The sequence below is a fragment of the Actinomadura rudentiformis genome, from assembly GCF_008923185.1.
GTDB lineage: Bacteria > Actinomycetota > Actinomycetes > Streptosporangiales > Streptosporangiaceae > Spirillospora > Spirillospora rudentiformis.
Window position 1 is genome coordinate 41,773 of the sequence record NZ_WBMT01000033.1, and the last position, 23,873, is coordinate 65,645.

The 23,873-nt window shown below is 68.7% G+C and carries 22 protein-coding genes; 4 read left to right on the plus strand and 18 right to left on the minus strand.

Going from position 1 to position 23,873, the window contains the following annotated elements; genetic code table 11:
• Nucleotides 1-62: 62 nt before the first annotated feature.
• The 5 genes from F8566_RS46840 to F8566_RS46860 are packed head-to-tail and all read right to left on the minus strand — an operon-like array spanning nucleotide 63 to nucleotide 5,168.
• Entirely contained in the window at nucleotides 63-1,076 is a 1,014-nt protein-coding gene (locus tag F8566_RS46840; RefSeq protein ID WP_151570447.1) for an ABC transporter permease, read from the minus strand.
• A 15-nt stretch (nucleotides 1,077-1,091) separates the two neighbouring features.
• Nucleotides 1,092-1,859, minus strand: coding sequence for an SDR family oxidoreductase (locus F8566_RS46845; RefSeq protein ID WP_151570449.1), 768 nt, complete (start codon nucleotides 1,857-1,859; stop codon nucleotides 1,092-1,094).
• Nucleotides 1,856-3,343: an FGGY family carbohydrate kinase gene (locus F8566_RS46850; protein ID WP_151570451.1), complete on the minus strand. Its 1,488-nt coding sequence runs from the start codon at nucleotides 3,341-3,343 to the stop codon at nucleotides 1,856-1,858. Before F8566_RS46850 ends, F8566_RS46845 begins: the two co-directional genes overlap by 4 nt.
• Nucleotides 3,340-4,290, minus strand: a complete 951-nt coding sequence (locus F8566_RS46855) for a transketolase family protein (RefSeq protein ID WP_151570453.1) — start codon at nucleotides 4,288-4,290, stop codon at nucleotides 3,340-3,342. The genes F8566_RS46850 and F8566_RS46855 overlap by 4 nt, the downstream gene beginning before the upstream one ends.
• Nucleotides 4,287-5,168 carry a transketolase gene (locus tag F8566_RS46860; protein WP_151570455.1) on the minus strand — a complete coding sequence of 294 codons (882 nt, stop codon included), beginning with the start codon at nucleotides 5,166-5,168 and terminating at the stop codon, nucleotides 4,287-4,289. Before F8566_RS46860 ends, F8566_RS46855 begins: the two co-directional genes overlap by 4 nt.
• Before the next feature lie 582 nt (nucleotides 5,169-5,750).
• Between F8566_RS46860 and F8566_RS46865 the strand changes: the two genes are divergently transcribed.
• On the plus strand, nucleotides 5,751-6,170 hold the full coding sequence (locus F8566_RS46865) for a hypothetical protein (protein ID WP_151570458.1): 420 nt from the start codon (nucleotides 5,751-5,753) through the stop codon (nucleotides 6,168-6,170).
• 42 nt (nucleotides 6,171-6,212) lie between these two features.
• Entirely contained in the window at nucleotides 6,213-6,683 is a 471-nt protein-coding gene (locus F8566_RS46870; protein ID WP_151570460.1) for a hypothetical protein, read from the plus strand.
• Here the strand turns inward: F8566_RS46870 and F8566_RS46875 are convergent.
• The gene (locus F8566_RS46875; protein ID WP_225994169.1) at nucleotides 6,649-7,827 is read right to left on the minus strand and encodes an ArsR/SmtB family transcription factor; all 1,179 of its coding nucleotides are present in this window, start codon (nucleotides 7,825-7,827) and stop codon (nucleotides 6,649-6,651) included. The two genes, F8566_RS46870 and F8566_RS46875, sit on opposite strands and share 35 nt — an antisense overlap.
• 287 nt (nucleotides 7,828-8,114) lie before the next feature.
• Between F8566_RS46875 and F8566_RS46880 the strand changes: the two genes are divergently transcribed.
• Nucleotides 8,115-8,558, plus strand: a complete 444-nt coding sequence (locus F8566_RS46880; protein WP_151570462.1) for a lamin tail domain-containing protein — start codon at nucleotides 8,115-8,117, stop codon at nucleotides 8,556-8,558.
• Nucleotides 8,559-8,613: 55 nt separating this feature from the next.
• Here the strand turns inward: F8566_RS46880 and F8566_RS46885 are convergent, their stop codons facing one another.
• A complete protein-coding gene (locus tag F8566_RS46885; RefSeq protein ID WP_151570464.1) occupies nucleotides 8,614-9,651 on the minus strand; it encodes a peptidoglycan-binding domain-containing protein in 1,038 nt (345 codons plus the stop codon).
• Nucleotides 9,652-9,801: 150 nt separating this feature from the next.
• Here F8566_RS46885 and F8566_RS46890 point away from each other — a divergent pair, with 150 nt between their 5' ends.
• Entirely contained in the window at nucleotides 9,802-11,091 is a 1,290-nt protein-coding gene (locus F8566_RS46890) for a hypothetical protein (protein ID WP_151570466.1), read from the plus strand.
• A gap of 35 nt (nucleotides 11,092-11,126) precedes the next feature.
• On the opposite strand, the gene F8566_RS46895 is transcribed toward F8566_RS46890, so the two are convergent.
• The 11 genes from F8566_RS46895 to F8566_RS46945 form a co-directional block, all read right to left on the minus strand.
• Nucleotides 11,127-12,944, minus strand: a complete 1,818-nt coding sequence (locus F8566_RS46895) for an ABC transporter ATP-binding protein (protein ID WP_225994170.1) — start codon at nucleotides 12,942-12,944, stop codon at nucleotides 11,127-11,129.
• A 141-nt stretch (nucleotides 12,945-13,085) separates the two neighbouring features.
• Complete coding sequence (locus F8566_RS46900) at nucleotides 13,086-13,646, minus strand: TlpA family protein disulfide reductase (protein ID WP_151570468.1); 561 nt, start codon at nucleotides 13,644-13,646, stop codon at nucleotides 13,086-13,088.
• 400 nt (nucleotides 13,647-14,046) lie between these two features.
• On the minus strand, nucleotides 14,047-16,014 hold the full coding sequence (locus tag F8566_RS46905; protein WP_151570470.1) for a pentapeptide repeat-containing protein: 1,968 nt from the start codon (nucleotides 16,012-16,014) through the stop codon (nucleotides 14,047-14,049).
• A 6-nt stretch (nucleotides 16,015-16,020) separates the two neighbouring features.
• Complete coding sequence (locus F8566_RS46910) at nucleotides 16,021-16,614, minus strand: hypothetical protein (protein WP_151570472.1); 594 nt, start codon at nucleotides 16,612-16,614, stop codon at nucleotides 16,021-16,023.
• A 140-nt stretch (nucleotides 16,615-16,754) separates the two neighbouring features.
• Nucleotides 16,755-17,162: a PPOX class F420-dependent oxidoreductase gene (locus F8566_RS46915; protein WP_151570474.1), complete on the minus strand. Its 408-nt coding sequence runs from the start codon at nucleotides 17,160-17,162 to the stop codon at nucleotides 16,755-16,757.
• Between the two features lie 156 nt (nucleotides 17,163-17,318).
• Nucleotides 17,319-18,929 (minus strand): solute symporter family protein, encoded by a 1,611-nt coding sequence (locus F8566_RS46920; RefSeq protein WP_151570476.1) that lies wholly within the window; start codon nucleotides 18,927-18,929, stop codon nucleotides 17,319-17,321.
• A complete protein-coding gene (locus F8566_RS46925; protein WP_151570478.1) occupies nucleotides 18,926-19,267 on the minus strand; it encodes a DUF485 domain-containing protein in 342 nt (113 codons plus the stop codon). Before F8566_RS46925 ends, F8566_RS46920 begins: the two co-directional genes overlap by 4 nt.
• Nucleotides 19,268-19,498: 231 nt before the next feature.
• Complete coding sequence (locus F8566_RS46930) at nucleotides 19,499-21,229, minus strand: sodium/solute symporter (protein WP_151570480.1); 1,731 nt, start codon at nucleotides 21,227-21,229, stop codon at nucleotides 19,499-19,501.
• Between the two features lie 25 nt (nucleotides 21,230-21,254).
• Nucleotides 21,255-21,662, minus strand: a complete 408-nt coding sequence (locus tag F8566_RS46935; protein WP_151570482.1) for a hypothetical protein — start codon at nucleotides 21,660-21,662, stop codon at nucleotides 21,255-21,257.
• A complete protein-coding gene (locus F8566_RS46940; RefSeq protein ID WP_192810254.1) occupies nucleotides 21,659-22,459 on the minus strand; it encodes a LytR/AlgR family response regulator transcription factor in 801 nt (266 codons plus the stop codon). Before F8566_RS46940 ends, F8566_RS46935 begins: the two co-directional genes overlap by 4 nt.
• Before the next feature lie 129 nt (nucleotides 22,460-22,588).
• Nucleotides 22,589-23,815 carry a sensor histidine kinase gene (locus tag F8566_RS46945; protein WP_151570484.1) on the minus strand — a complete coding sequence of 409 codons (1,227 nt, stop codon included), beginning with the start codon at nucleotides 23,813-23,815 and terminating at the stop codon, nucleotides 22,589-22,591.
• Between the last annotated feature and the right edge of the window lie 58 nt (nucleotides 23,816-23,873).

The following is a 23,873-nucleotide window of genomic DNA, read 5'->3' on the forward strand; positions in this document are numbered from 1 at the left end:
TTCTGCCAGTGAGCCTCGCGGCCAGCGGGCCTCGGGCTTTGCTAGTGGGTCTCGCGGTTTCGCTAGTGGGCCTCGCGGCGCCGGAGCACGTCGAGCATGACCGCGAGCGCGATCACCGCGCCGATGACGATCTGCTGGACGAACGGGGAGACGCTGAGGAGGTTGAGGCCGTTGCGCAGCACTCCGATGATCAGGACGCCGATCACCGTCCCGGTGACGCGGCCGACGCCGCCGGACAGGCTGGCGCCGCCGATCACCACCGCGGCGATGGTGTCGAGTTCATAGCTCAGGCCCGCGCTGGGCTGGGAGGAGTCGAGCCGCATGGTCATGAAGACACCCGCCAGCCCCGCCAGCAGCCCAGCCACGACGTAGACGAGCGTGGTGGTCTTCTTGACGCTGATGCCCGCCAGCCGCGCCACCTCGGGGCTGCCGCCGATGGCGTAGATCGAGCGGCCGCCGGAGCGGTAGCGCATGTACGCCCAGCCCGCCACGTACAGCAGCACGAGCACGATCGAGGTGACCGTGAAGATGCCCAGGTAGCGCACGGTGGACAGGTTGTCGAACCAGTCGGGGTAGCCGACGATCTGCTGCCCGTCGGTGATCACGTTCGCGACGCCGCGGGCGATCGACAACATCGCCAGGGTCGCGATGAACGGCGGCAGCTTGGCCATGGTGATGCCGAGGCCGGACAGCAGCCCGCACAGGCCGCCGACCGCGATCGCCGTGATCGCGCTGAGCCACAGCGGCCAGCCCGCCTCGTGCGACAGCCAGCCGACGACCATCGTCGCCAGCGCGAGCACCGCGCCCACCGAAAGGTCGATGCCGCCCATGATGATCACGGCGGTCATGCCGAGGGCCAGGATCCCCAGAATGGTGATCTGGTCGACGATGTTGAGCAGGTTCGGTCCGGTCAGGAAGTGCGGCGTCGCGATGAAGAGGGCGACGCACAGGGCCACGAGGCCGAGCGCCGGCCCGCGTGAACCTGTCAGCAGCTGGTCCGCCCATGGAGGTGTTCTCCGGCGCCCCCTGACCGGCGGTGTGTCAACGGCCGACACCGTGTCGTGCGTCGTGCTCATCAGGATCTCCTCGTACTAGCTCATGAACATGCCGCCGTCGACGTTGATCGCCTGACCGGTGATGTAGGCGGCGTCGTCCGAGGCTAGGAAAAGCAGCAGGTTGGCTATGTCGTCGTTGGTTCCGGCGCGGCCGAGCGGGATGTTCGCGACCCATTCGGCCATGAGTTCGCCAGGCTTGTATCCGCCGGGCTTGGACTCGCCGAGCAGGCGGCCCCACTCGCGGTCGTTGTAGTCCCACATGTCGCTGCCGACGATGCCGGGACAGTAGGCGTTGACGGTGATCTGATCCTTGGCGAGTTCCTTGGCCAGGCTCTGGGTGAGGCCGACCACGCCGAACTTGCTGGCCGCGTAATGCGGGGTGTAGATGAAGCCCTGTCTTGCCTGGCCCGAGGCGGCGTTGAGGATGCGTCCGCCTCGCCCGTTCCGCCGCATGATGGCGGCGGCGGCCTGGGCGCAGAGGAACGTGCCGGTGGTGTTGACGTTCAGGACCTTTTGCCAATCGCTGAGGGTGAGGTCCTCCAGGCGGCTGATGGTGATAACGCCCGCGTTGTTGACGAGAACGTCCAGGCTGTCGAGCGCGCTGAAGGCTGCGGCGACGTCGCCGCGGTCGGTGACGTCGGTCTTGACGGCTCGCGCGTTGTGGCTTTTGGCCGTTTCTTCAATGCCGTCGTCCAGGTCGATCATCAGGACGTCGGCCCCCTCCTCAGCGAAGCGCCGAGCGATGCCCAGGCCGATGCCCCGCCCTGCCCCAGTGACGGCCACGGTCTTGCCCTCGAATCTCATGCCGGTGCCCCTCCCTGGTGGCGCGCACGGTTCACGGCGTCGTGCCAGTGGCGGAGGCGGCTTTCGCGTTCGGCCTCGCTGATCTGCGGCGTATGGGTCTCGCGGGTACGCCGCAGGGTTTCCAAGTCGCCTTGGCTCCACAGGCCGTGTGCCAGGCCTGCCAAGTAGGCGGCGCCCAGTGCGGACAGGTCACGGTCCAGAGGACGTTCGACCGTTCTGCCGCTGGTGTCGGCCTGGAGTTGCATCAGGGTCTCGTTGGCCGTCGGGCCGCCGTCCACCAGGAGTTTGGTGATGGGCGCCGACTCTCGTTCGACCGCGCTGAGGACGTCCTCGATCTGGAAGGCGATCGATTCGAGCGCGGCGCGGGCGAGGTGTTCCGCCTTGGTGCCGAACGTGACGCCGCTGATCAGGCCAACCGCCGCGTCGTCCCACCACGGGGCGCCCAGGCCGCTGAACGCCGGGACGATGACGACACCCTCGCTGCTCTCCGCGGCCTGGTCGGCCAGGTCATCCGGCTCGAGTCCCAGGACGCCGGCCAGCCAGGTGAGCGTCGCGCCGGTGGACCTGATGTTGCCTTCGATGGCCCAGGTCGGCTCGCCCACGTCCCAGGCGACCGTCAGGCACATGCCCTGGGGAACGCGGGCCGACGGGGATGCCACGGCCATGACCGAGGAACCCGTGCCGTACGTCGCCTTGACCGTGCCTTCCGTCCAGCCGCAGTGGGCGAAGAGTGCCGCGTGGGAGTCACCGAGCACCGCCGTTACGGGGATGCCGTCCGGCAGGGGCCCGAGTCCTTTGGCGCTGGGGAACGGGCCCTGCGACGAGACGATGGTCGGCAGAACCTCATGTGGGACGTCGAAAAGCTGAGTGAGGCGCTTGTCCCAGGCCCTTTCCCTGACGTCCATGAGCTGGGTGCGGGCCGCGTTTCCCACCTCGATCAGGTGGTCGCCGCCGAGCTTGTGGAGCAGCCAGGAGTCGACCGTTCCGAGACAGAGTTCTCCCGCCTTGGCGCGGCGGCGGTCGGGGTCGTACTCGTCCAGCAACCAGCGGGCCTTGGGAGCCGAGAACATCGGGTCCAGGGGCAGGCCGCTGACCTCCTTGACCATGGCGGCGGCGTCCAGGCCCGCATCATCGCCTGCCGAACGTTGCTCCAGGCTCAGGTCGCCTGCCGTACGGCGGTCCAGCCAGCTCAGCATTGGACCCAGCGGCCGCCCCGTGGAGCGGTCCCAGAGCAGTAGCGATTCTCGCTGCGTGCTGAGGCCGACGACGGCGACATCGCGGGGGTCATGGCCTTCGAGGCAGCTCGCGACCGCCGTCCCGCAGCTCTCCCAAATCTCCTCGGCCGATTGCTCCACCCATCCCGGTCTCGGCGCGGAGAGGGCGACCGGGGCGGAACCATGGGAGACGATGTTCCGCTCGCGATCGACGAGGATCGCCTTGGTGGCGCTCGTTCCCTGGTCAATGGCCAGAACGTAGGGCTTCATGGCTGGAGCAGCTCACGTACGGCGCGGCTTATGCCGTCTGCGGTCAGCCCGAAGTGCTCCAGCAGGAACGAGGCACTTCCCGTGGGCGCGAACTCCCGGTTGATTCCAAGGATCCGCATCGGAACAGGCTCGTTCTGCACGACCACATTCGCGACCGCCGCGCCGAGGCCACCGGTGGTCGTCGCTTCTTCCGCGGTGACGATGCCCTTGGTCTCGCGGGCCGCCCTGAGGACGGCCTCCACATCCATCGGCTCGATGAACGTCATGTTGAGCACACGTACGCCGATGCCTTCGCCGCGCAGGGTCTCCGCCGCCTCCACAGCACGCGAGACGAGCGTCCCGACCGCCATCACCGTGACGTCATCGCCCTCGGTGAGCTGGACGGCCCGTCCTGGCTCGAACGGCGCGTTCTCCGGCGTCACCTCAGGCACTTTGAACCGGGGAATCCGCATGTAAACGGGCTTGCTGTAGCTCGCCGCCCACCGTACGGCCTGCCGCGTCTGCGCCGGATCCGCCGGAACCACCACGGCCAGGTCGGCGATGGCCCGCATCCACGAAAGGTCCTCAATGGAATGATGCGTGGGGCCGAGCTCGCCGTACGCCATGCCCGGGCTCTGGCCGCAGAGCACGACCGGCACCCCGCTGTACGCGGCGTCGGCCTTGATCTGCTCGGTGGCCCTCCCGGTGAGGAACGGCCCGGCGGCGCTGACGAACGGGACGAATCCGCCATTGGCGAGCCCCGCACCGACGCCCACCAGGTCCTGCTCGGCGATCCCCACGTTGATGAGCCGTTCCGGGAAGATCTCCTTGAACTTCACCAGGTTGCTCGACCCGACCGAGTCATTGCAGACGGCGACGACCCGTTCGTCCTCCTTCGCCAGGGCGATGAGCTCCTCCGCGAACGCCTGCCGGCAGTCAAAGGTCTCCCGTACGAGTTCGGCGGTCATCGGCTCAGCTCCTCCAGCGCGGCGTGCACCTGATCACGGCTTGGGACCTTGTGGTGCCACTCCACGCGGTCCTCCATGAACGACACGCCCTTCCCCTTGATCGTGTGCGCGATGACGGCGACGGGCCGGCCGGTGTCCGAGGGCCGGAACGCCTGGAGCAGCTGCGCGTGGTCGTGTCCGTCGGTCTCCCGGACGTCCCATCCGAAGCTGGTCCACTTGTCCGCGAGCGGCTCCAGGGACTTGGTCTCCTCGGTGCCGGCGCCCTGCTGGAACCGGTTCCGGTCCACGATCGCGGTCAGGTTGCCGAGGTCATGATGGGAGGCGGTCATCGCGGCCTCCCAGTTGCTGCCTTCTTGTAGCTCCCCGTCCCCGAGCACCACGAAGGTCCGCCAGTCCTGGCCGGAGAGCTTCCCGGCGATCGCGCACCCGACCGCGACCGGGAATCCGTGCCCCAGGGGCCCGGTGTTGGTCTCCACCCCCGGCACCTTGGTCCGGTTCGGATGCCCGTTGAGCGCCGACAGCGGCGCCATGAACGTCTCCAGCTCGCTCTTGGGGAAGAACCCGCAGTGTGCGAGCGTCGCGTACAGCGATGCGGCGCAGTGGCCCTTGCTGAGCACGAACCGGTCCCTGGTCGCGTTCCGGGGATCCCCGGGGTCCACGTTGAGCACACCCCCGAACAACGTCGCGAGGATGTCGGCGACCGAGAAGTCCCCGCCGATGTGCCCCATCTGAGCCCGATCGATCATGCGCACGACGCTCCGCCGCACCTCTCCCGCGAGCTCCCGCAGCACCTGCGCCTGCTGCCCCACCGGAAGCCCAGGGGTCCGCCCCCGCCGCCCTCGGTAGAGCGCGACTTCGCCCGGATCCGCCGTCAACATGTCCCCACCCTCATCTTGAATATCTATTCACGACTGAATGTAATTCAACGCTAGGACGCGCCGCGAGCGTGTGTCAAGGGTCACTTTCCGTTTCCGGACACCCGCATGTGCTGCGACAACTCGAACCTAACTACAGTCAGGTCCCTTCGATCACACACTGTCACCACGCCCGACGGCGCGCCCCCTGGACGCGGGCGGGCGACACATCGCCAGCGGTTGAGCGTTCCCGGCGGGAAAGACCCGGATGGGGACGGCTCCCCGCCGATGATCTTCGCGGCGTGCCGGTGAGAGCTTTCGCGCACCCGGAGGCGCGCCGCAGCGCTGGCCTGCGGGAGGCGTTGCGGGCGATGGCACTGGCTGGGGGTGGTCGTACGAGTGAGCGCCTGGCTGCCCGTGCGGGTGTCGGCGGGGGCCCGGGATCGTGATCCAAGGTCCACCTTGTCTCATCTGCGTCTTTCGGCGCTGCCCAAAACAGACCCACCCCCAGCGACCGCCACGGCGATACTTCCGACGTGAGAGTCGACCAGATTCCGGGGAGGCAATATGCGTTGGACAAAGCCAGTCGCAATCGTCCCTGTCGCCATGGCCACCACAATTGTGGGGCTGTCCACGCCCGCACAGGCGGCGCCTTACACCTGGGCCCAGTACAAGTGGAGCAACGGGGAACACATCAGCGCCGACATGGAGCTGAGATGGGCCGGCGCCAAGACCGTCAGGGACATCACCATCAACGTCATCGACCGGCGATGCGATGGCCGAGGCCCCTACGCCCACATCATGGTGTGGGACGTGAACGGCAACCACTTCCGAGGCAAGGCGCGTTTCAACAGGAAGGGCTGCAGAGATGGCTGGGCGACGTATTCCGGCCTGCGCTGGGACGCCAGTAACAACATCGATGGTGTGACGATCTCACTCCATCTCGATTCCAACGGAAACGGAAAGCGCGACGACGCCGACCGCCCCAGCGCAGTGGGCTCCTACCTGAACAACCCCTACGCATGACGCGACCAGGCCACACCGTCAAAGTATGACTGGAGGAAGAACGTGCGCAAGATCGGATCTAAGCAAACGGTTTCGATGGGAAGGATGTCGCTCGGCAGTGCGATCTTCCTGGGCATGCTGGCCATCGCAGGCCCGGCCGAAGCCGAAACCGCAGCGGGCTGCTATGGCCCAAAACTGGTGAAGTCCACCGACGGCGGAGCCAACCTCTATTACCAGTGGTGCAAATACACCGGAGATTACCAGATAGAGTACACCCTCTCCGATGCCAAAAAGGACGGCCGCGCGCCGCGACTTTGCGTAGTGCCGGAAAGCCCGTCGTCGGAGGACGAGTGCAACCCGGAGGGGCGAAAGCTACTTCACGTGTCAGCGGGCTACCCGAACAGCAAGACAGGAGAAAGGAAATACACTTCCCGGGCGCAGGCCAAGAAATGGTTCGGGTCATTCTATGTGTGCAACGGCCTCAACCAGTGGGGGCACGTCAAGAACTGTCGGCGCGAGAACGTCGCCTGGTAGCCGTTTCGTCCCCGTTACCGGCCGTCGCCTCCCCTGCTCCGAGGAGCGCGGCGCCGAGCGGCGTGAGCGTGTGGATGACCGCGTTCGTGTCACGACGGCTGGTGATGAGACCGACCTCGCGAAGCACACCGGCGTGCTGGCTTGCCGTTGCCACGGATATGCCCGCGCTGCGGGCGAGTTCGCTGGTCGTGGCTCCCTGCGTGGTGAGGCCCAGCACACTCGCCCGGGTCCGTCCGATCAGGCGTCCCAGCGCCGTGCTGGGAGTCGACCGCGCGTACAAATCAGGCGCGCCCGGACCAAGCGGGCCGGACGCCGGGTGCAGCGGGTAGACGAGGGTCGGCGGCAGAATCGGGTCGGCCAGGGCCACCGGGTGGTACCAGCAGAAGAAGGAGGGGACCAGGATCAGCCCGCGCCCGCCGAGATGAAGGTCCTTGTCGAACGGCTTGGGCACCTCGAGGACCGGAGGCCGCCACCGCATCATCGGCCAGAACCCGGCCAGCTGAGCGTCGATCCCGCCAAGCCGCCGGTGGCGGCCACGACTGGCGTGATCGACCTGCGCGTCGTTACAGATCCGGTCCCAGTACGGGGCGATCGCCGTTCGGAAATAGGCGGCGAGCCCATCGCCGAGTTCGGACAGCATGTCCCGTTCGCCGGCGGCCAGTCGTCCGGCCCAGGACGGTCGCGGCTTTGGCAACTCCAGGCGGTGCAACTCGCGGCTGATCCGCTGCCGGGGAGTGGCGAGCACGGCCTCGATGCCGCTCCCCAGGCCCAGCAGCCCCTCCGGCGGCGTCAGGAAGTCAGGAAAGTACGATGCGTCCGGCGTGAGCGGGAACAGCAGATGCCGCACCGTCTTTGCGAGACCGGCGCGGTGCAGGTCGTCGCGCACCCGCCGCCGCCAGCCGTTAAAAATCGCGGAACCGTAGCTGGCCCGGAGAATCTGCAGGCTCAGCACGGTCTCCCACATGGGGTCGGGGCGATCCGCTAGTTGCAGGCGTACCAGGTCGCCATCAGTGAAGTGGATCCTCAGCATGACGGTTCCCCCGTTTAGGTCCTGTGCTTTTAGGACGGCCACCCCCGGGAAGCGGTTCACCATGGTGTCCTGACTGCGGCACAGCTGCCACTGTCGGTGCCGGAACCCGGTCATCGGCTCTGATCCGCGGCTGAAGTGATGCGTTCGGGCCCTTCGACAAGGGCCATGCACGTTCGAAGCGCAGGCGCTTCTGGGCCCATGATTCCCCGACAGGCCCACTGTGGCCCCGCGGCGGCTCACAGTCCGACGCGGCGGGCGGAGGCGGTGGGGCGGGTGGGCAGTGTCGGTCAGGGACGCCGCGAAGTGGCGATCGGGTTACCGTGACATATAGCCAGAAGCGGACCTTTGACCTCTGTGGGTTTTTCTTCATAAATCGGCCGCGTCTCTCTACCGTTCTCCGCATGCGTACACGACTGATCACGACGGGGGCCGCGGTGTGCGCGGCTGCGACGATGCTGGCGCCGACACCGGCGGAGGCCGCCTCGGCGGTGCAGATCTACAGGGTCTATTACGACTCCCCCGGCAAGGACAACCGGAGCAACGCCAGCCTGAACGGGGAGTGGGTGCAGCTGGTCAACAAGTCTCGTACGGCGCGGCAGCTGAAGGGCTACCGGCTGCGCGACAAGACCGGTTACACGTACACGTTCGGCTCGTTCGTACTGAAGGCGGGCAAGACGGTGACCGTTCACACGGGGAAGGGACGCAACACGGCCGCGCACCGCTACTGGGGTCGGCGGGCCTATGTGTGGAACAACACCGGCGACACCGCCTACCTGCGGTACCCGAACGGGAAGGCCGCCGACTCGTGCTCGTGGGGCAGCAAGGGCGACTGGAAGCGCTGCTGACGGGTTCGTGCGACCGGCCCGGGGAGTGGCGTCTCCCCGGGCCGGTTGTGGGTGCCTATGGGCAGGTCCAGTGGCGGAAATCTCGTGTGCGGCTATAGATGCTGTAGGCCTGCTGGATGTTCCATTCGGGATTGAGCGCCTGGGCCGGAGTGGCGCGGAAGTCCAGGAGCTCCAGGTCTGAGAACTGGAAGAGCCCCCAGTAGCGCACCATGTGCTTATCGGCGATGGTCCAGAACGAATCCAGGTAGGAAAGGCATCGGGCCAATGTCACGGCTTGGCCGGGCGCCTCTTTGAAGACTTCCCGGATGCGGCGTTCGGTCGCTGCGGTGCTCCATTGGGGAGGCGTCACCGGCTTGTCGGCGAGAAGGGCACGCTGGGTCTGCCGGTCGGCGATGCCGGTGGGCGGCAGGCCTGCCAACGCCTGGAACGCCAGGATGCGCTGTTTGGTGAACGGGCCGTACCAAGCGTCCTCTGGAAGGCGAAGGCCCTTCCGCTGGAGGCCGCGCTGGAGTTCCCGAGCGCATTTCCCGTAGGTGTTCAGCCCCATCGAAGCCGGGCACCTGTCCGAGAGCAGCATGCTTTTGCCGGTGTCACCGGCGCTGAGGGCGTTCACTGCACCCGTGGTCCCTACCAGGAGCAGGAGTGCGCTGGCGATCGCCAGGGCACAGAACTTCCGCCGTGACCTTCCGAACATCGACGCCGCCCTCTGGCGCCGGGGTGCGAGTGCGGTTGACAGGCACTGGCGAAGTCCGGGCACGGCAGGCTGCGGCGGTGCGGGCTGCGGCGGGAGAGCGGCGGTCGCCGGTGATGCGGCTATCCGGCGGCGGGCCTCGATCCAGCCCGATATCTGCTCGGGGGTGCAGCCGCACGCGCGGGTGAACGCGGCGATCAGTTCTTCGCGCGGGAGGCCGCGGCGGCGTGGGCTGAGCATCGCCGAGCCGGTGCTGTACGGGAGGACGTCGCCCGCCGAGTCCGCGCGGCGTTCCAGCTCGCGGAAGGACAGCCCTGACCATGCCTTGAGGCGCCGGAGTTGGGCCTTCAGCTCCTCGGTGGTGCTGGCGTCCTTCGGATCCGGGATCGAGGCGCTACCCATCTGCACCTTCCTTGCCAAGCCTGTGACCTGTGTAGACAGCCGCGTGGACGATCGTGCACGTTCATGGTCAGCCACCAGCCTTGCCGACCTCCGTGGGTGGATCAAGGGTCATTCCTGACAGACCACGGCTCCGCTGTGTGAGGACGGCGTATGGCTCCTTTCGGCTCGGACATGGCTCCCGACCCTCATCACGCCACCACCCCGCAGGATCTCGTCGAACAGCTCCGGCTGCTCAAGGCCTGGTCCGGGCTGACCTACCGGCAGTTGCAACGGCAGGCTGCACGTGAGGCCGAGATCCTGCCTTACAGCACGATCGCTTCGGTGCTCCGGCGTACGGCGCTTCCGCGTTTGGAGTTCGTGCGTGTGTACGTCCGGGCGTGCGGTGTGGCGCCTGAGCGGGTCACCGAGTGGGTGACGGCCTGGCGGAGGATCGCGATGGGAGAGGCGGAGCTGTGCCCCGACGCCGGCCGGATCAGCGAGCTGGACCTGCGCCGCCTGGCGGCGTCGACGCTGAGGCTGCGGCGGCTTGAGGACCGGTACGGCGGTGGCGCGGTCGCGGACCAGGCCATCGCCGTTCAGGAGCGGTGGCGTGAGCGGGTGGACGGCGCGCCGGCACGGGCGTTGAGGCTGGTCGCGGAGGACGCGGTCAGCGCGGGAGTGATCTCTTTCTCGGCCGGACGGGACGTGGCGGCGGAACGGCTGGGACGCGCCGGGCTGGAGATGGCGCGGGCGGCGGCGGCCGTCGACGTCGAGATCTATGCGCTGAGTCATCAGGTGGCACGTGAGTGCGAGGCCGGGCGGCTGGGTGGGACGGGACGGCTGGGTGAGGCCGTGGCGATGGCCAGGAGGGCGCAGTCGCTCGGTAAGGGTGTGATGGCGCCGCGCGTCCTGAGCCTGCTCGCCGCGCAGGAGGCGATGTGCCTCGCAGCGGCAGGGGACGGCGCCGGCTTCTGGCGCGCGATGCAGACCGGCTTGGAGTGGTTCGTGCGGGGCACGGATGGCTGCCCCGACTGGTGCGAGTGGTTCGACGAGGGCGGGATGCTGGCCGCCAACGCCGCCGCCAGCGAGGCGTTCCACAGATGGGACGTCGCGGCCGCCTGTTACGAGAAGGCACTTGAGCGGTCGGCTGTTCGGTATGGGCGCGATCGGCTCCGGCATCGGCTGCGGCTGGCCCTGTGCCTGCTGGCCACGGGAGAGGTCGAGCAGGCCTGTCACCACGGTGCGCTGTGCCTGCCGGACGTGGCAGAGGTCGCGGACGTCCGTGTCGATCAGCTGGTGACGGTCCTGCGGCGCGAGCTCAGCGGGATTCGCTGCGCGGCCGCCGCCGACTTCGCCGATCGTTGCGACGATCTCTTCGAGGGCACACCCGAACGGCCCGGAGATGTGGACGGGGTGAGGGATCTGATCATCACGCCCGGTACGAGATCTGCGCGGACGTAGCCCAGGTGCCGGAGTCGCTGCTTACCGACTGCGCTTCACTGGATCCCGGCCCCTGGTCGAACGTCGTCGAGGTGGTAGTTCTCGGCCTGGAGACGGAAGAGCCCGGCGTACGTGCCGTTCAACGCCATGAGGTCGCGGTGGTCACCCCGTTCGACCACCTCACCGCGTTCCAGGACGACGATCTCGTCCGCGTCGCGGACCGTGCCGAGACGGTGTGAGATCAGCAGGCTGGTGCCACCGGCCCGGCGGCGGCGGAGCTGGGCGTGCACCTCGTACTCGGCTTCCGCGTCGAGCCCGGCGCACGGCTCGTCCAGGATGACCAGATCGCGGCCCGTCCTGATGAGCGCCCGCGCCAACGCCAGCCGTTGCCACTGTCCCCCGGACAGCACGACTCCCATTTCAGGATCGGATTCCTCGCCCGCCTCGTCCACGAACAACGTCGACAACAGCGTGTCGTAGCCGCGAGGAAGCCGGGTCAGGGTCCGGTGGATGCCCGCGTTCATCGCCGCGTCCTCGATGCGGAACGGATCGTCCAGCGCGGTGAGATCGCCGAGGGCGATGTTCTCGGCAGCCGTCAGGTCGTACTGCATGAAGTCCTGGAAGACGGCTGCGATGCGGTCGCGCAGTCGCTCCGGATCGATCGTGCGGATGTCCACACCGTCCCAGTAGATGGTGCCGCGCGTTGGCTCGTAGAAGCGGCACAGGAGCTTGACCAGCGTGCTCTTGCCTGCGCCGTTGCGGCCCACCAGCGCCATGGAAGTGCCATGGGGAATGTGCAGATCGACGCCGCGTACGACCCACGGGTGGTCATCGCGATACCTGAACCAGACGTCGCGGAACTCGATCCCCTTCCGCAGCGGAGGCGCGGGATGGGAGGCCTCGGCCACGGGGGCGTCGGGCCCGGCCCGCATCACGGCACAGTGGTGGTCGAAGGCCAGCAACTGCTGATGTGCGTACGCGATGTCCGTGATGAGCGTGGTCAGCGCGTTCTGCACCCCGGCCACCGCCACGATGAAGAGCGACAGGTCACCCGGGGTCAGCGTGCCGCCCTTCGAGCCGAGGACCACGGCCACCAGGCCGCCGCCCGCGACGAGCGCACCCATGAGCGCGAGGCCGCCCTGGGTGAACAGCTCCCGGCGATCGGTACGGCGATGGGCGGCGTCGGCCGTCCGGCGTTCGGCGAGCATCCGGCCGCGCAGGAACGCGCCGGTGCCGTAGAGCCGGCTCTCCTTGGCCGCCTGCGAGTTCGTCAGCAGATGGCTGTAGAAGAACGCGCGGCGTTCGGCGGGACCGATCTTCCAGAGCATCGAGGCGCGCCTGCGCGACAGGAACAGCTCGGCGACCAGGGTCGGGACGGCGGCGGCCAGGACCACGGCCACCATCGGCGGGCTCAGGACCGCGAGGGAGATCATGAAGCCCGTCAGCGTCAGCGCCGCCCGGCCGCCGGTCACGACCCGGCCGACGATCTGGGCGGGAGCGGCGGTGCCCTGGTCGGCCAGCCGCACCCGGTCGATGAAGTGCGGGTCCTCGAAGCGCCGCAGCCCGGTGAACGCGGACACCGCCTGGTAGAGACGGTCGGTCGCCCGCAGGCCGGACCGCCTGGCCACCTCGGTCCGGAGATACTCCTCGGCTTGCGGCACGAACGCCACGACCATGCCCAGCGCCGCCAGGAACACGACGATCCAGACGAGCGTGGAAGTGCCTCCGGCCGCGAGGTTGTCGAGAGCCGCCCTCGTCAGCCAGGCCGCGCCGATCGGTGCCGCCGCGCCTGCGAGCATCAGCGCCACAAGTCCCGCGACCTGCCCCGGAGAAGTACGGAACACGATGCCGGCAGCGCTCAACGCACTGTTCACAAGTTCACGACGCCCAGGCCTGATCGAGCTCGATTCCCGCCGTTGCCGGTCCGGGCCCGCCTCCTGCGCCTGCCGTTTCTCGCCCGCCGTCTGTGCCTGCCGTTTTGCGCTCCGCGCCGGTTTGCGGCGACGCAATTCAGATCACCGCCCGACCGGGGCGCGCGAACCGGCCCGCCTGGCTCTGTCGCGCGACCCGGCCGGTGTCAGTGCCTCGGGCCCGGTGGCCGTCACGCGACCGCCGGGACCGAGCCGGTAGAGGGTGGGGAACGCCTGGACCTGGAACGCGGCGCAGACGGGACCGCTCGTGTCGTCCTCCACCACCACCCGCGCCACGGCCGACAGCTGTGCCGCCAGTTCCCTGCTGCCTGGGCCCGACACGACTGCCAAGGCTTGCGGCTCGCCGTCCATGCCGGCTGCCTCGACGAAGCGGGGCTTCATCTCCTCGCAGGGCGCGCAGCCGGAACTGAGGAAGGCCACCAGTGTCCCGGCCGGAAGGGAATCCCGCGTCACCGGCCGGCCGTCTGTGTCGGCACCTGCGAACTCATCGACGATCGACCCGACCGGGAGGCCGCCGGGAGGTTCGTTCCGGACCCTGAGCAGTTCGGTGTGTTCGCGCAGCCGCCGGATCACGCCGATGGTGAGCAGCAGGTCGATCACGCACAGCAGCCCGACGAGGACGACCAGGGCCACGAGGAAAGCCATCCCGCAACTCCTCACACGGTTGGTTTGTCACGGGAAAGTGTCGAACGGCGCGGTCGTCGAGAAAAGGATTCCTGTGTTCGCGTTTGTTCGAGTGCGTGCGAGGTTGTGCGAAAACGGAATTACGGCGGACGGGGCCTTGCCAAGCGTTGTGCGTCCTTCATATATGTCGAACGACCAATAGATTGGAGCCCGGTATGACACGACTCATCGACCGGATGCTGGAGAGGCTGGTGCCCAGGGCCGAGGCACATGCAGCCTGCGAGCAAAGGTGCTGGACGACACCATGTCCCGGCGGCCTCGTCCACTACTGCTGCATCTACACCGATTGCAGCCGCCGCTGCACTCCCTGCATCTAAGAGGTGCCGAAGGGGGTCCGGAGACTTGCCGGACCCCTTTCTGCTCAGAAGGGAACGCCTTTCGCCCCATCCAGGCGGGTGCCGATGAAAAATGTGCCGGGGACCTTGGCGCCCGTCAGGTCGGCGTTGGTGAGGTCGGCGTCCGTCAGATCGGTGTTCTCAAGGTCGGTGCCGATCAGTTTGGCGCCCGTCAGGTCGGCGCCTCGCAGGTTGCTCCGGGAAAGGTCCGCATAGGAGAGATCCGCGTTGCGGAGGCTGACGTTCGGGAGATGGGCGTCAGTGATGGTCGCGCCGCGGAGATCGGCGTTGGAGAGGTCCAGCTTCTCGCCGAAGATGGCGGTGAGGTCCGCGAAGGGAAGGACGAAGCCGCGGAGGTCCGTGCCGGTTTCGATGGACTCGCTCCGGATGGTGGCCTGGATGCCGTCGTCGCCTTCCGGCCCGTTGTAGAGGGCGACCGGCAGGCCCGCGACGATCAGGACCTGCCAGGTCCAGCCCCGGCCTGCGGCTTCGTTGCCGCCGGTGGCGAGCCAGCGGGCGTGCTCTTGGGCCAGTTCCACGAGCTCGCCTCGTGTGAGCGGATCGCCGGCCTCGGCCATGGCGCGGATCCGTTCAGGGTCCAGCTTGTCTTCTTCGTACTCGGGGGCAGGGGCAGGATCGGCAGCAGGGGCGGCCTGGGGCTCAGGGGCTTCCGGGGGGATCTCGGCGTAGAAGCGGGGCGGCGGTTCCGACGGGAGGCCCACGCGCAGGACGTGGAGCTCGCCGTCCTCCGAGTCGTCGCAGACCGTGGCCACCAGGCAGTCGTCCACCGGGGACCAGGCAAGCTGCGTGACGAAGGTGCCCAGAGTGTGACGCGTGGCCACCTGGTGGTCACGGACGCGGATGATGCGGATCTCGTGATCCTCGTGGTTCGAGTCCGGCGGCGGGCCTCCTACCGCCAGATAGGCGCCGTCGGGGCTTACGGCCAAGGACCACACGCGGGCCGCCACGTTCTCGAAGACGTCGAGGACCTGGCCTGTGGAGGGGTCCAGGGCGTAGACGTCCCGGGTCATTCCGGCGGCGTAGAGCCGGGACTCGTCTCTGGTGAAGTCCACGCACTCGACGGAGAGCTCCTCTGAGGTGACGCCGACATGGCGGGGATCGGCGTTCCCTGCAACGAAGTCCAGTCCGTCGGCGTGGCCGTATTCCACGCGGTAGCGCCCAGAGCGGGAGCGCGCCACGCCATCCTCGGCTGGCACGTCCACCAGCGCGCGTGCATCCACGTCGTACGCCTGCTGCGGGGAATCGCTCGGATCCGTGCCCCGGTACGTGACCACGTGGCGTCCGGGAACCCACATCAGGCGGGGCATGAACGCCCCATCCTCGACCGAGACGCGAGAATGCTCCGTCCAGCCGGCGGTCTCGTACACCACGAGACCACCCTCGTCAGTGCAGCCCGCCAGATAACGGCCGTCATCGGAAAAGGCCAGCTGCTCCAGGGCTTCCGTCCCGAAGGGCGTCAGGGTCGCGGCGGCGTTCCGCAGGTCAGGGATGTGGGGAGCCTCGCCGGAGAGCAGGTGGTCGGCCTTGACCGGATACCACGTGGTGCCCCAGGCGTCGCCCGGCTTCAGGTGCTGCATCCAGCGCTGGTCGGTCACTCGGACGACGTAGTCGGCCTGAACGAGCTTGTCCTCGTCGCGCCAGCGCCCGTCGCGTTCATAGTAGAAGTCGTAGATGCCCTCCCAGTCCGGAGGGTCATTGCGTACGGCCACCCGTTCAACACGTTCGACGAACCAGCGGGCGTTCGCCGCGCACCATTCGTCGTCGATGTCGTCGACGGTGACCACCTTCCCGAGCGGACCGTCCCACCGGGCGGTCTCCCACAGCAGTCCGAAGAAGAAGCCCAGGTCACGCTCGGGCGGGGCGAGGTAGGTCTTGATTGCGACCTCGTAGTAGACGGTGAAGACGCGGAGTTCGAGTTCTCGGCGGGAGGGGTCGACGCTGATGACGCGGGCGCCGAAGATGTCGGTCGACATGGCGGATCAGCTCCAGACCTGGCGGCGGGTGGGGGCGGCGATCAGGTCGCCGACGATCAGGGTCGAGCGTTGCCAGGCGTACGGCATGAAGACGGCGAACGCGACGCCCGCGCGGTGTTCCAGGTCGACGGTCACGGCCTCGACGGATCCGGGGGGAGTCTGCGTCCGGTCCTGCCAGTCGGTCGAACGCCGCATGCTGACGTCCTGGGGGCCGCCGCCCTCGGTGGGATCCTTCATCCGCACGTAGTAGTTGAGAGCCATGCAGCGCAGGTCCGCCGCCTCGGCGACGATCTCCCTGAACATGGTGTTGAGCGCCTTGTCCACGGCCTCGTCGTCGTAGGCGAAGTCGACCTCGTAGTCGGACAGGACAGAGAGGGACCCGGCCGTGTTCATGGATATGCCCGCCGGGGTCAGCATGGTGGAGCCCTGCCCCGGGCGCAGCTTGTTCTCCGCGGCCTGCAACGAGGCTCTGAGGCATTCCTCCATGTCGACGTGCACCTCGGGAGGCAGGCGGCTGCCCAGGAACGACAGGTCGACAGCTTGCAGAGGCTGCGCGAACGTGGCGTCCACGCCTTCGACGGATGCGTGCCAGGAAAACATGATCACGCACCATAGTGGCCACAGGCGGCCACTTCAGGCCTTTCGGGCAACCACAACGTACGGGCAAGGACGTGCTGCCGCCAAGGCGAAGACCTCTCAGTCGCGGTTCTGCCTGCGGTGTGCTCGGTTATGTCATCGCGCTAATGGGTGGAGTGGTGCGCCTTGTACCACTGCTCGCCCACCGGCTTGGCTTCCATGTTCCAGCTCCACGACTCGGTGGGCGTGATGCGGGTGTAGGTGCCTGGGCCGACCATGCCGGTGCGCTCCACAGGCTGGGATGCGCGGCCATAGATGCGGATGCCACGGGCGATGAACGGGTCGAACGACACCATGTCGTCGATGACCAGGGCGACCTTGTCATGGCCTGCCCGGATGTTGCGGATCTTGCGGGTGTGGACCACGGTGGGGCCGCCGCCGATCCAGAAGCCCTCGCCGTCGAACTCGAACGCGACGGGCACCACGTCCGGCTGGCCGTCGGCGTCGATGGTGGCCAGGCGAGCCAATGACTGGGTACGCAGGTAGGCGGCTTCTTCCTCGGTGAACGCCATGGAACCTCCTTCAACGACTCCTCACGTTCTATACGAGGGCCACGACGAACAGGAATGCCCCGTAGCCGTGTTGGGCGGCTACGGGGCATTCGTTGTCGTACGCGGGCTGTGCAGCAAGGGGGTTCGCACAGGCCACGTACGGTCCTGGGGGCCGGCCTAGTGGTGGACGGCCTTTTCGGCGCCGGCTCCGGTGAGGGAACGGACTTCGATCTCGGCGTACTTCTGCGCGTTGTACTCCTTGCTCAGAATCGTGCCGAGCCAGCCGCAGAAGAAGCCGAACGGGATGGAGATGATGCCGGGGTTCTCCAAGGGGAAGAAGGAGAAGTCGGAGTCGGTGAACAGGGCCTTCGGGGTGCCCGAGACCACCGGGGAGAAGATGACCAGGACCACGGCGGAGCCCAGGCCTCCGTAGATGGCCGATACGGCGCCCGCGGTGTTGAACCTCTTCCAGAAGAGGCTGTAGAGGATGGCGGGCAGGTTGCCGGAGGCGGCGACGGCGAAGGCGAGCGCCACCAGGAACGCCACGTTCAGCTTCTGGGCGTAGATGCCGAGGACGATCGCCACCGCGCCGATCACGAAGGCGGAGATGCGGGCGACGCGGACCTCTTCGCGGTCGGTGACGTTGCCCTTCTTGAAGACGTGGGCGTACAGGTCGTGGGCGAACGACGACGAGGAGGCCAAGGTCAGGCCTGCCACGACGGCGAGGATGGTGGCGAAGGCCACGGCGGCGATGATGGCCAGGAGGACCGTGCCGCCGACGTCGCCGAAGACGATCTCTCCGATCCTTTCGGCGAGCTGGGGTGCCGCGGTGTTGCCCGCGGGGTTGGCGGCGGCGATCTCCTTGGTTCCCACGAGGGCGGCGGCGCCGAACCCGAGGACGAGAGTCAGCAGGTAGAACGAGCCGATGATGGCGATGCCCCACAGGACGGACTTACGGGCGTCGCGGGCGGTGGGGACCGTGTAGAAGCGGATCAGGATGTGCGGCAGCCCGGCGGTGCCGAGGACGAGCGCGAGGCCGAGGCTGATCAGGTCGAGTTTGCCGGTGAGGCCTTGGGCTTCGGTGGCGTAGCGCAGGCCGGGTTCCAGGAAGTCGCCGCTCTTGCCGCTCTGGGTCGCGGCGTCGCGCAGCAACGTGGAGAGGTTGAAGCCGAACTTGCCGAGGACGAGGACGGCGGTCAGGGTGGCGCCGCCCATCAGCAGGATCGCCTTGACGATCTGCACCCAGGTGGTGCCCTTCATCCCGCCGACGACGACGTAGACGATCATCAGGATGCCGACGAGCACGATGGTGGCGCCCTTGGCGAACTCGCTCTTGAAACCGAAGAGCAGTGCCACGAGGGCGCCCGCGCCGACCATCTGCGCGAGCAGGTAGAAGATGCTGACCGTGATCGTGGAGACCCCGGCGGCGGTGCGCACGGGACGCGGGCTCATGCGGAACGCCAGCACGTCGGCCATCGTGAACTTGCCGGAGTTGCGCATCAACTCGGCCACGAGCAGGAGGGCGACGAGCCACGCGACCAGGAATCCGATCGAGTAGAGGAAGCCGTCGTAGCCGTAGAGCGCGATCAGACCCGCGATGCCGAGGAAGGAGGCGGCCGACATGTAGTCGCCGCCGATCGCCAGGCCGTTCTGGCCGCCGGAGAACGAGCGCCCGCCGGCGTAGAAGTCGGTGGCGTCCTTGGTGTGGCGGCCGGCCCAGAGGGTGATGGCGAGCGTGCCGGCGACGAAGGTCAGGAAGAGGATGACGGACAGGGTTTCGTGGCTCATGCCGAAATCTCCTCTTCAGCCTTGGCGCGCAGCTCGGCCGCGAGCGGGTCGAGCTTGGCCTCGGCGCGGCGCGAGTACAACCAGGCGATGAGGAACGTGGTCACGAACTGCAGCAAGCCGAAGACCAACGCGATGTTGATGGAGCCGACGACCTTCGTGCCCATGAAGTCGCGCGCCCAGCCGGAGAGCACCACGTACAGCAGGTACCAGGACAGGAAGGCGGCTGTCATCGGGAACGCGAAGGCACGGAACCGGCGCTTCAGCTCCTGGAACTCGGGCGTCGCCTGCACACGTTCGTACGGTGTGCCGCCGGCGTTCGGGTCTTTCTCAAGTGTCACGAGCTCCTCCTCAGACGTGACCGGGGTCACGTCAAAGTAGGAAGCCCCGCACCCGCTTGCGAGGTGCAGCCGCCTGAGGTGCGCTGAGGCGCTGGACGGACGCGCTGACGCGCGGCGTCCGTCGATGAGCGGTCGATTTCCTGCGCCGAACGGAAGATCTTTTCCAGCCGCCCTCGGAGCGCCGGTCCAGCCGCTCTCGGAGCGCTGTTCAGCCGCCCTTGGGGCGCTGGTTCAGCCGCCCTTGGGGCGCCAGGTGCCGCGGTCCACGTCCAGCGATTCGGGGACGTGGAGCCGGACCATGGTGCGCGCCACCCCGGCGGGGACGCTGCGCGGCGTGGCCAGCGAGACACCGATCATCACGGCGAAGGCGATGGGCACCGACCAGGCGGCGGGCTGGGCGAGGAGCGCCCCCGCCAGGCCGCTCGGCGGGCCGCCCGCGATGGTCCAGAGCACGGCGGACCCGGCGAGCCCTCCCCCGGTCACCAGACCGGCGAGCGCCCCCTTGGTCGTGAGCCGCCGCCACCAGATCCCGAGGACGAGAAGCGGGCAGAACGTCGAGGCGGCGACGGCGAACGCCAGGCCCACCACGTCGGCGACCGACAGCGCGCGGGCGGCCAGGGCCAGCACGAGCGGGACGATCAGCGCCAGCACGGTGGCGGCGCGGAACGAGCGCACGCCGCCCCGGAGCAGGTCCTGGCCGATCACCCCCGCCACCGAGACCGTCAGGCCGGACGACGTGGACAGGAAGGCCGCCACGGCGCCGCCGGTGACGAGCGCGCTGAGCAGGTCACCGGCCACCCCGCCGACGAGACGGCCCGGCAGGGTCAGGACGACGGCGTCCGTGCGGCCCGTCATGAGCAGTTCCGGCGCGTAGAGCCTGCCCAGGGCCCCGTACAGCGCAGGCAGGATGTAGAACGCGCCGAGCAGGGACAACACGATCGCCGTGGTCCGCCGTGCCGCCCGCCCGTCGGGGTTGGTGTAGAACCTCACCAGCACGTGCGGCAGGCCCATCGTGCCGAGGAAGGTCGCCAAGATCAGGGAGTACGTGGCGTACAGCGAATGCTCACGCCCTGACAGCGGCATCGCCCATTGCCGGTCGGTCCTCGCCGGGAGGCTCGTGACATGCGGCACGGCGGTGTCCGCGGGGAACGTCACCTCGGTGTCCTTGGAGATGCGGTGATCACCGGCGGTGAGGGCGAGCGAGGCCGTCCGGTACTGACGGCCGTCCACCTTGCCCGTCACCATGACCTCGACCGGGTGCTCGACCCGGACGGTGACGTCGGCGCCCACGGCGACGGTCGTGCGGTCGCTGAACGCGGGCGGCGCGTCCCGGCCGAGCCCGGGCGCCGCGTCGTACCGCCATGCGAGGACGAGGAAGATCAGCGGCACCGCCAGCGCGGTGAGCTTGAGCCAGTACTGGAACGCCTGGACGAGGGTGATGCTGCGCATCCCGCCTGACAGCACGTTCATCATGACGACGACCGCGACCAGCACCCCGCCCGCCCACACGGGGGCGCCCACGACCGTGCGCAGCACCAGCCCGGCGCTCTGGAACTGCGGCATCAGGTACAGCCACCCGATCAGCACCACGAGCACGCTGGTCACGCGCCGCACCGCCATCGACTCCAGGCGGGTCTCGGCGAAGTCGGGCAGGGTGTACGCGCCGGAGCGGCGGAGCGGCGCGGCGACCAGGACGAGCAGCACCAGGTAACCGCCGGTCCAGCCGACCGGCAACCACAACATGTCGGCGCCGTAGGCCATGATCAGCCCGGCGATGCCGAGGAACGAGGCGGCCGACAGGTACTCGCCGCCGATCGCCGACGCGTTGCCGAGCGGCGACACCGACCGCGACGCGACGTAGAAGTCCGAGGTCGTCCGCGAGAAGCGCAGCCCGAACACGCCGATCAGCAGCGTGGCCAGGACGACGAGGGACACCCCGGCGAGCCCGTACGACGCGTTCACGGCCGCTCCCGCCCGGACGACGCGGTCACGAGGGCCTGTCCACCAGGTCGGCGAAGTCGCGTTCGTTGCGTTCGGCGTGCCTCACGTACCACCAGCCGCAGGCGACGAACGCCGGGTAGATCAGCCCGGCCAGCAGCAGCCAGGCGAGCGGGATCCCCAGCGGAGTCGGCTCGCGGAGGCGCGGCACGAGGACGAAGAGCAGTGGCAGGCCGCCGATGCCCGCGCCGACGGTGGCGCAGACCAGCAGCGCCAGCCGCAGCTGGGCGCGCATCAGCGAGCGCATGTACGCCTCGCCCAGCCCGGTCTGCTCGTCGATCTCCTGGGTGACCGGGGGCCGCGGGCGCCGTGCCGCCCTCGTCCGCGGGCCGGTCACCAGCACCCGCCGGCGCTCGGGGACCGGCGCGGGGTCGGCACCGCTGATCGGAGGGCTCATTGGGGGCGCCGCGCGTTGCGGACGAGCCGGTCGCGCAGCTCGCGGGTGTGGCGGCGGCTCACCGGGAGCTCGATGCCGCCGACCTGCACGGTGCAGCGTCCGGACTCGATGCGCAGCTGGTCGATGTGCTGCAACGCGACCAGGTGGCTGCGGTGCACGCGGACGAACCCGGCGGCGCGCCAGCGTTCTTCGAGCGCCGCCAGCGGAATGCGGACCAGGTGGCTGCCCGAGGCGGTGTGCAGGCGCGCGTAGTCGCCCTGTGCCTCGACGTACCAGACCTCGGCGGCGGATACGAAGGTGGTGACGCCGGCGAGCTCGACCGGAACGGATTCGGGGCTCGGCTCGGGATCATGGTCCGCCGCGGCGGGACCGCCGGCGGAAGCGGCATGGCCTGCGGCGGCGGGGGCGGCCGGGGACGGTTCGGCGACCCGGCGGATGGCCTCGGCCAGGCGCTCGGGCCGGACGGGCTTGAGCAGGTAGTCGACGGCCTTGATCTCGAACGCGTCCACGGCGTGGTTCTCGTACGCGGTGACGTAGACGATGCGGGGCGGCCGGGCGAACTGGGCGAGCAGGCGCCCGAGCACCACGCCGTCGAGTCCGGGCATGCGGATGTCCAGGAAGACCGCGTCGATCGGGCGGCCGATGGCCAGCGCCCGGTCCACGTGACGCAGAGCGGCGGCTCCGTCACGTGCCGTCAGCAGATCGCCGACGCGTGGGTCGGCGCGCAGCAGGTAAGCGAGGTCGTCCAGAACGGGCGCCTCGTCGTCCACCGCCAGCACGCGCAGCCCCGATCCCACGCCGCCTCCCCGTGTCGTGAGTCACATTTGCCCACTAAAGGGTGCTTAACCAGGCAAAAGAAGTCAACCGGGAGGTCGTTCCTCCGATCAGGAAGCCTGTGTCTCCGGTGAGGAAACCCGTGCGTCCGGTTAGGAAGCGGTGACGCCCGGCTGGTACTTGGGCACGCGCAGCGTCACCTTGGTCCCCGCTCCCGGCGCCGTCTCGACGGTCAGGCCGCAGGCGTCCCCGTAGACCTGGCGGAGCCGGAGATCGACGTTGGCCAGCCCGATGCCGACCGAGTCGGTCGCCTCGCCGTCCTCTCCCCCGGGTCCCCCAGGGGTCCCCGGCCCGTCCTCCAGGATGCGGCGCAGCCGTTCGGGGTCCATGCCGACCCCGTCGTCCTCCACGCTGATCACGCAGTCCGCCCCGGCGTCGTCGGCGATGATCGTGACGAGCCCCGGGCCGGAGCGGTCCTGCAAGCCGTGCCGCACGGCGTTCTCCACGAGCGGCTGCAGGCACAGGAACGGGACGGCCACGGGCAGCACCTCGGGCGCTATCCGCAGCGTCACCTTCAGCTGCTCGCCGAAGCGGGCCCGCTGCAGCAGCAGGTACCGGTCGATCGACCGCAGCTCCTCGGCGAGCGTCGTGAAGTCCCCGTGCCGCCGGAACGAGTAGCGCGTGAAGTCGGCGAACTCCAGCAGCAGCTCCCGGGCCTGCTCGGGATCGGTGCGGACGAACGAGGCGATCGTGGTCAGCGAGTTGTAGATGAAATGCGGTGAGATCTGGGCCCGCAGAGCCCGGACCTCCGCCTCCATCAGCCGCGTCCGGGAACGATCCAGGTCGGCCAGCTCCAGCTGCGCGTCGACCCACCGGCCGACCTCCTCGACGGCGCGGATCAGCCCGGCCGAGACATCGCCGCCGTAGGCGGCCAGCGTGCCCACCACCCGCTCGTCGGTGGTCAACGGCACGACCACGGCATGCCTGACCAGGCAGTCGAGCTCGTCGCAGCCCACGGTCTCGGGCCCGAGCACGGCGGTGCGGCCGTTGCTCATGGGCCCCGACGCGTGCTCGACGGCGTGCTGCGCGTGGTGGCCGCCGCCCATGCCGTCCCAGGCCAGCAGCCGTTTCCCGTCGGTGATCGCCACCGCCGCCGAGCCGAGGAGTTCGAGCAGATGGCGGGCGGCCTTCTGGGCGCCCTGCTCGGTGAGCCCGGCGCGCAGCGGCGGGGCCGCCATCGAGGCGGTGTGCAGCGTCTGGAACGTGGCGCGGTCGACCGGGCTGCCGAGGTCCCGCCGCCTGCGCGAGGCCGTACGCAGCACCAGCGCCAGCACGGCGGCCAGCGCCACGACGGCGGCCACAGGCATGACCAGGTCCATAGCCGTCACGGTAGCGCCGTCACCAGATCCGTGGCGCGCGGCGATCCGTTGTGATCAA

Coding starts and splice junctions, on each gene's coding strand:
- F8566_RS46915 (WP_151570474.1), bottom strand. CDS start 17,162: ATGGCGTTCACCGAGGAAGAAGCCGCCTACCTGCGTACCCAGTCATTG.
- F8566_RS46885 (WP_151570464.1), bottom strand. CDS start 9,651: ATGGGTAGCGCCTCGATCCCGGATCCGAAGGACGCCAGCACCACCGAG.
- F8566_RS46845 (WP_151570449.1), bottom strand. CDS start 1,859: ATGAGATTCGAGGGCAAGACCGTGGCCGTCACTGGGGCAGGGCGGGGC.
- F8566_RS46945 (WP_151570484.1), bottom strand. CDS start 23,815: ATGGACCTGGTCATGCCTGTGGCCGCCGTCGTGGCGCTGGCCGCCGTG.
- F8566_RS46935 (WP_151570482.1), bottom strand. CDS start 21,662: ATGAGCCCTCCGATCAGCGGTGCCGACCCCGCGCCGGTCCCCGAGCGC.
- F8566_RS46920 (WP_151570476.1), bottom strand. CDS start 18,929: ATGAGCCACGAAACCCTGTCCGTCATCCTCTTCCTGACCTTCGTCGCC.
- F8566_RS46860 (WP_151570455.1), bottom strand. CDS start 5,168: ATGTTGACGGCGGATCCGGGCGAAGTCGCGCTCTACCGAGGGCGGCGG.
- F8566_RS46840 (WP_151570447.1), bottom strand. CDS start 1,076: ATGAGCACGACGCACGACACGGTGTCGGCCGTTGACACACCGCCGGTC.
- F8566_RS46910 (WP_151570472.1), bottom strand. CDS start 16,614: ATGTTTTCCTGGCACGCATCCGTCGAAGGCGTGGACGCCACGTTCGCG.
- F8566_RS46900 (WP_151570468.1), bottom strand. CDS start 13,646: ATGGCTTTCCTCGTGGCCCTGGTCGTCCTCGTCGGGCTGCTGTGCGTG.
- F8566_RS46875 (WP_225994169.1), bottom strand. CDS start 7,827: ATGACCGGGTTCCGGCACCGACAGTGGCAGCTGTGCCGCAGTCAGGAC.
- F8566_RS46905 (WP_151570470.1), bottom strand. CDS start 16,014: ATGTCGACCGACATCTTCGGCGCCCGCGTCATCAGCGTCGACCCCTCC.
- F8566_RS46880 (WP_151570462.1), top strand. CDS start 8,115: ATGCGTACACGACTGATCACGACGGGGGCCGCGGTGTGCGCGGCTGCG.
- F8566_RS46890 (WP_151570466.1), top strand. CDS start 9,802: ATGGCTCCTTTCGGCTCGGACATGGCTCCCGACCCTCATCACGCCACC.
- F8566_RS46865 (WP_151570458.1), top strand. CDS start 5,751: ATGGCCACCACAATTGTGGGGCTGTCCACGCCCGCACAGGCGGCGCCT.
- F8566_RS46850 (WP_151570451.1), bottom strand. CDS start 3,343: ATGAAGCCCTACGTTCTGGCCATTGACCAGGGAACGAGCGCCACCAAG.
- F8566_RS46855 (WP_151570453.1), bottom strand. CDS start 4,290: ATGACCGCCGAACTCGTACGGGAGACCTTTGACTGCCGGCAGGCGTTC.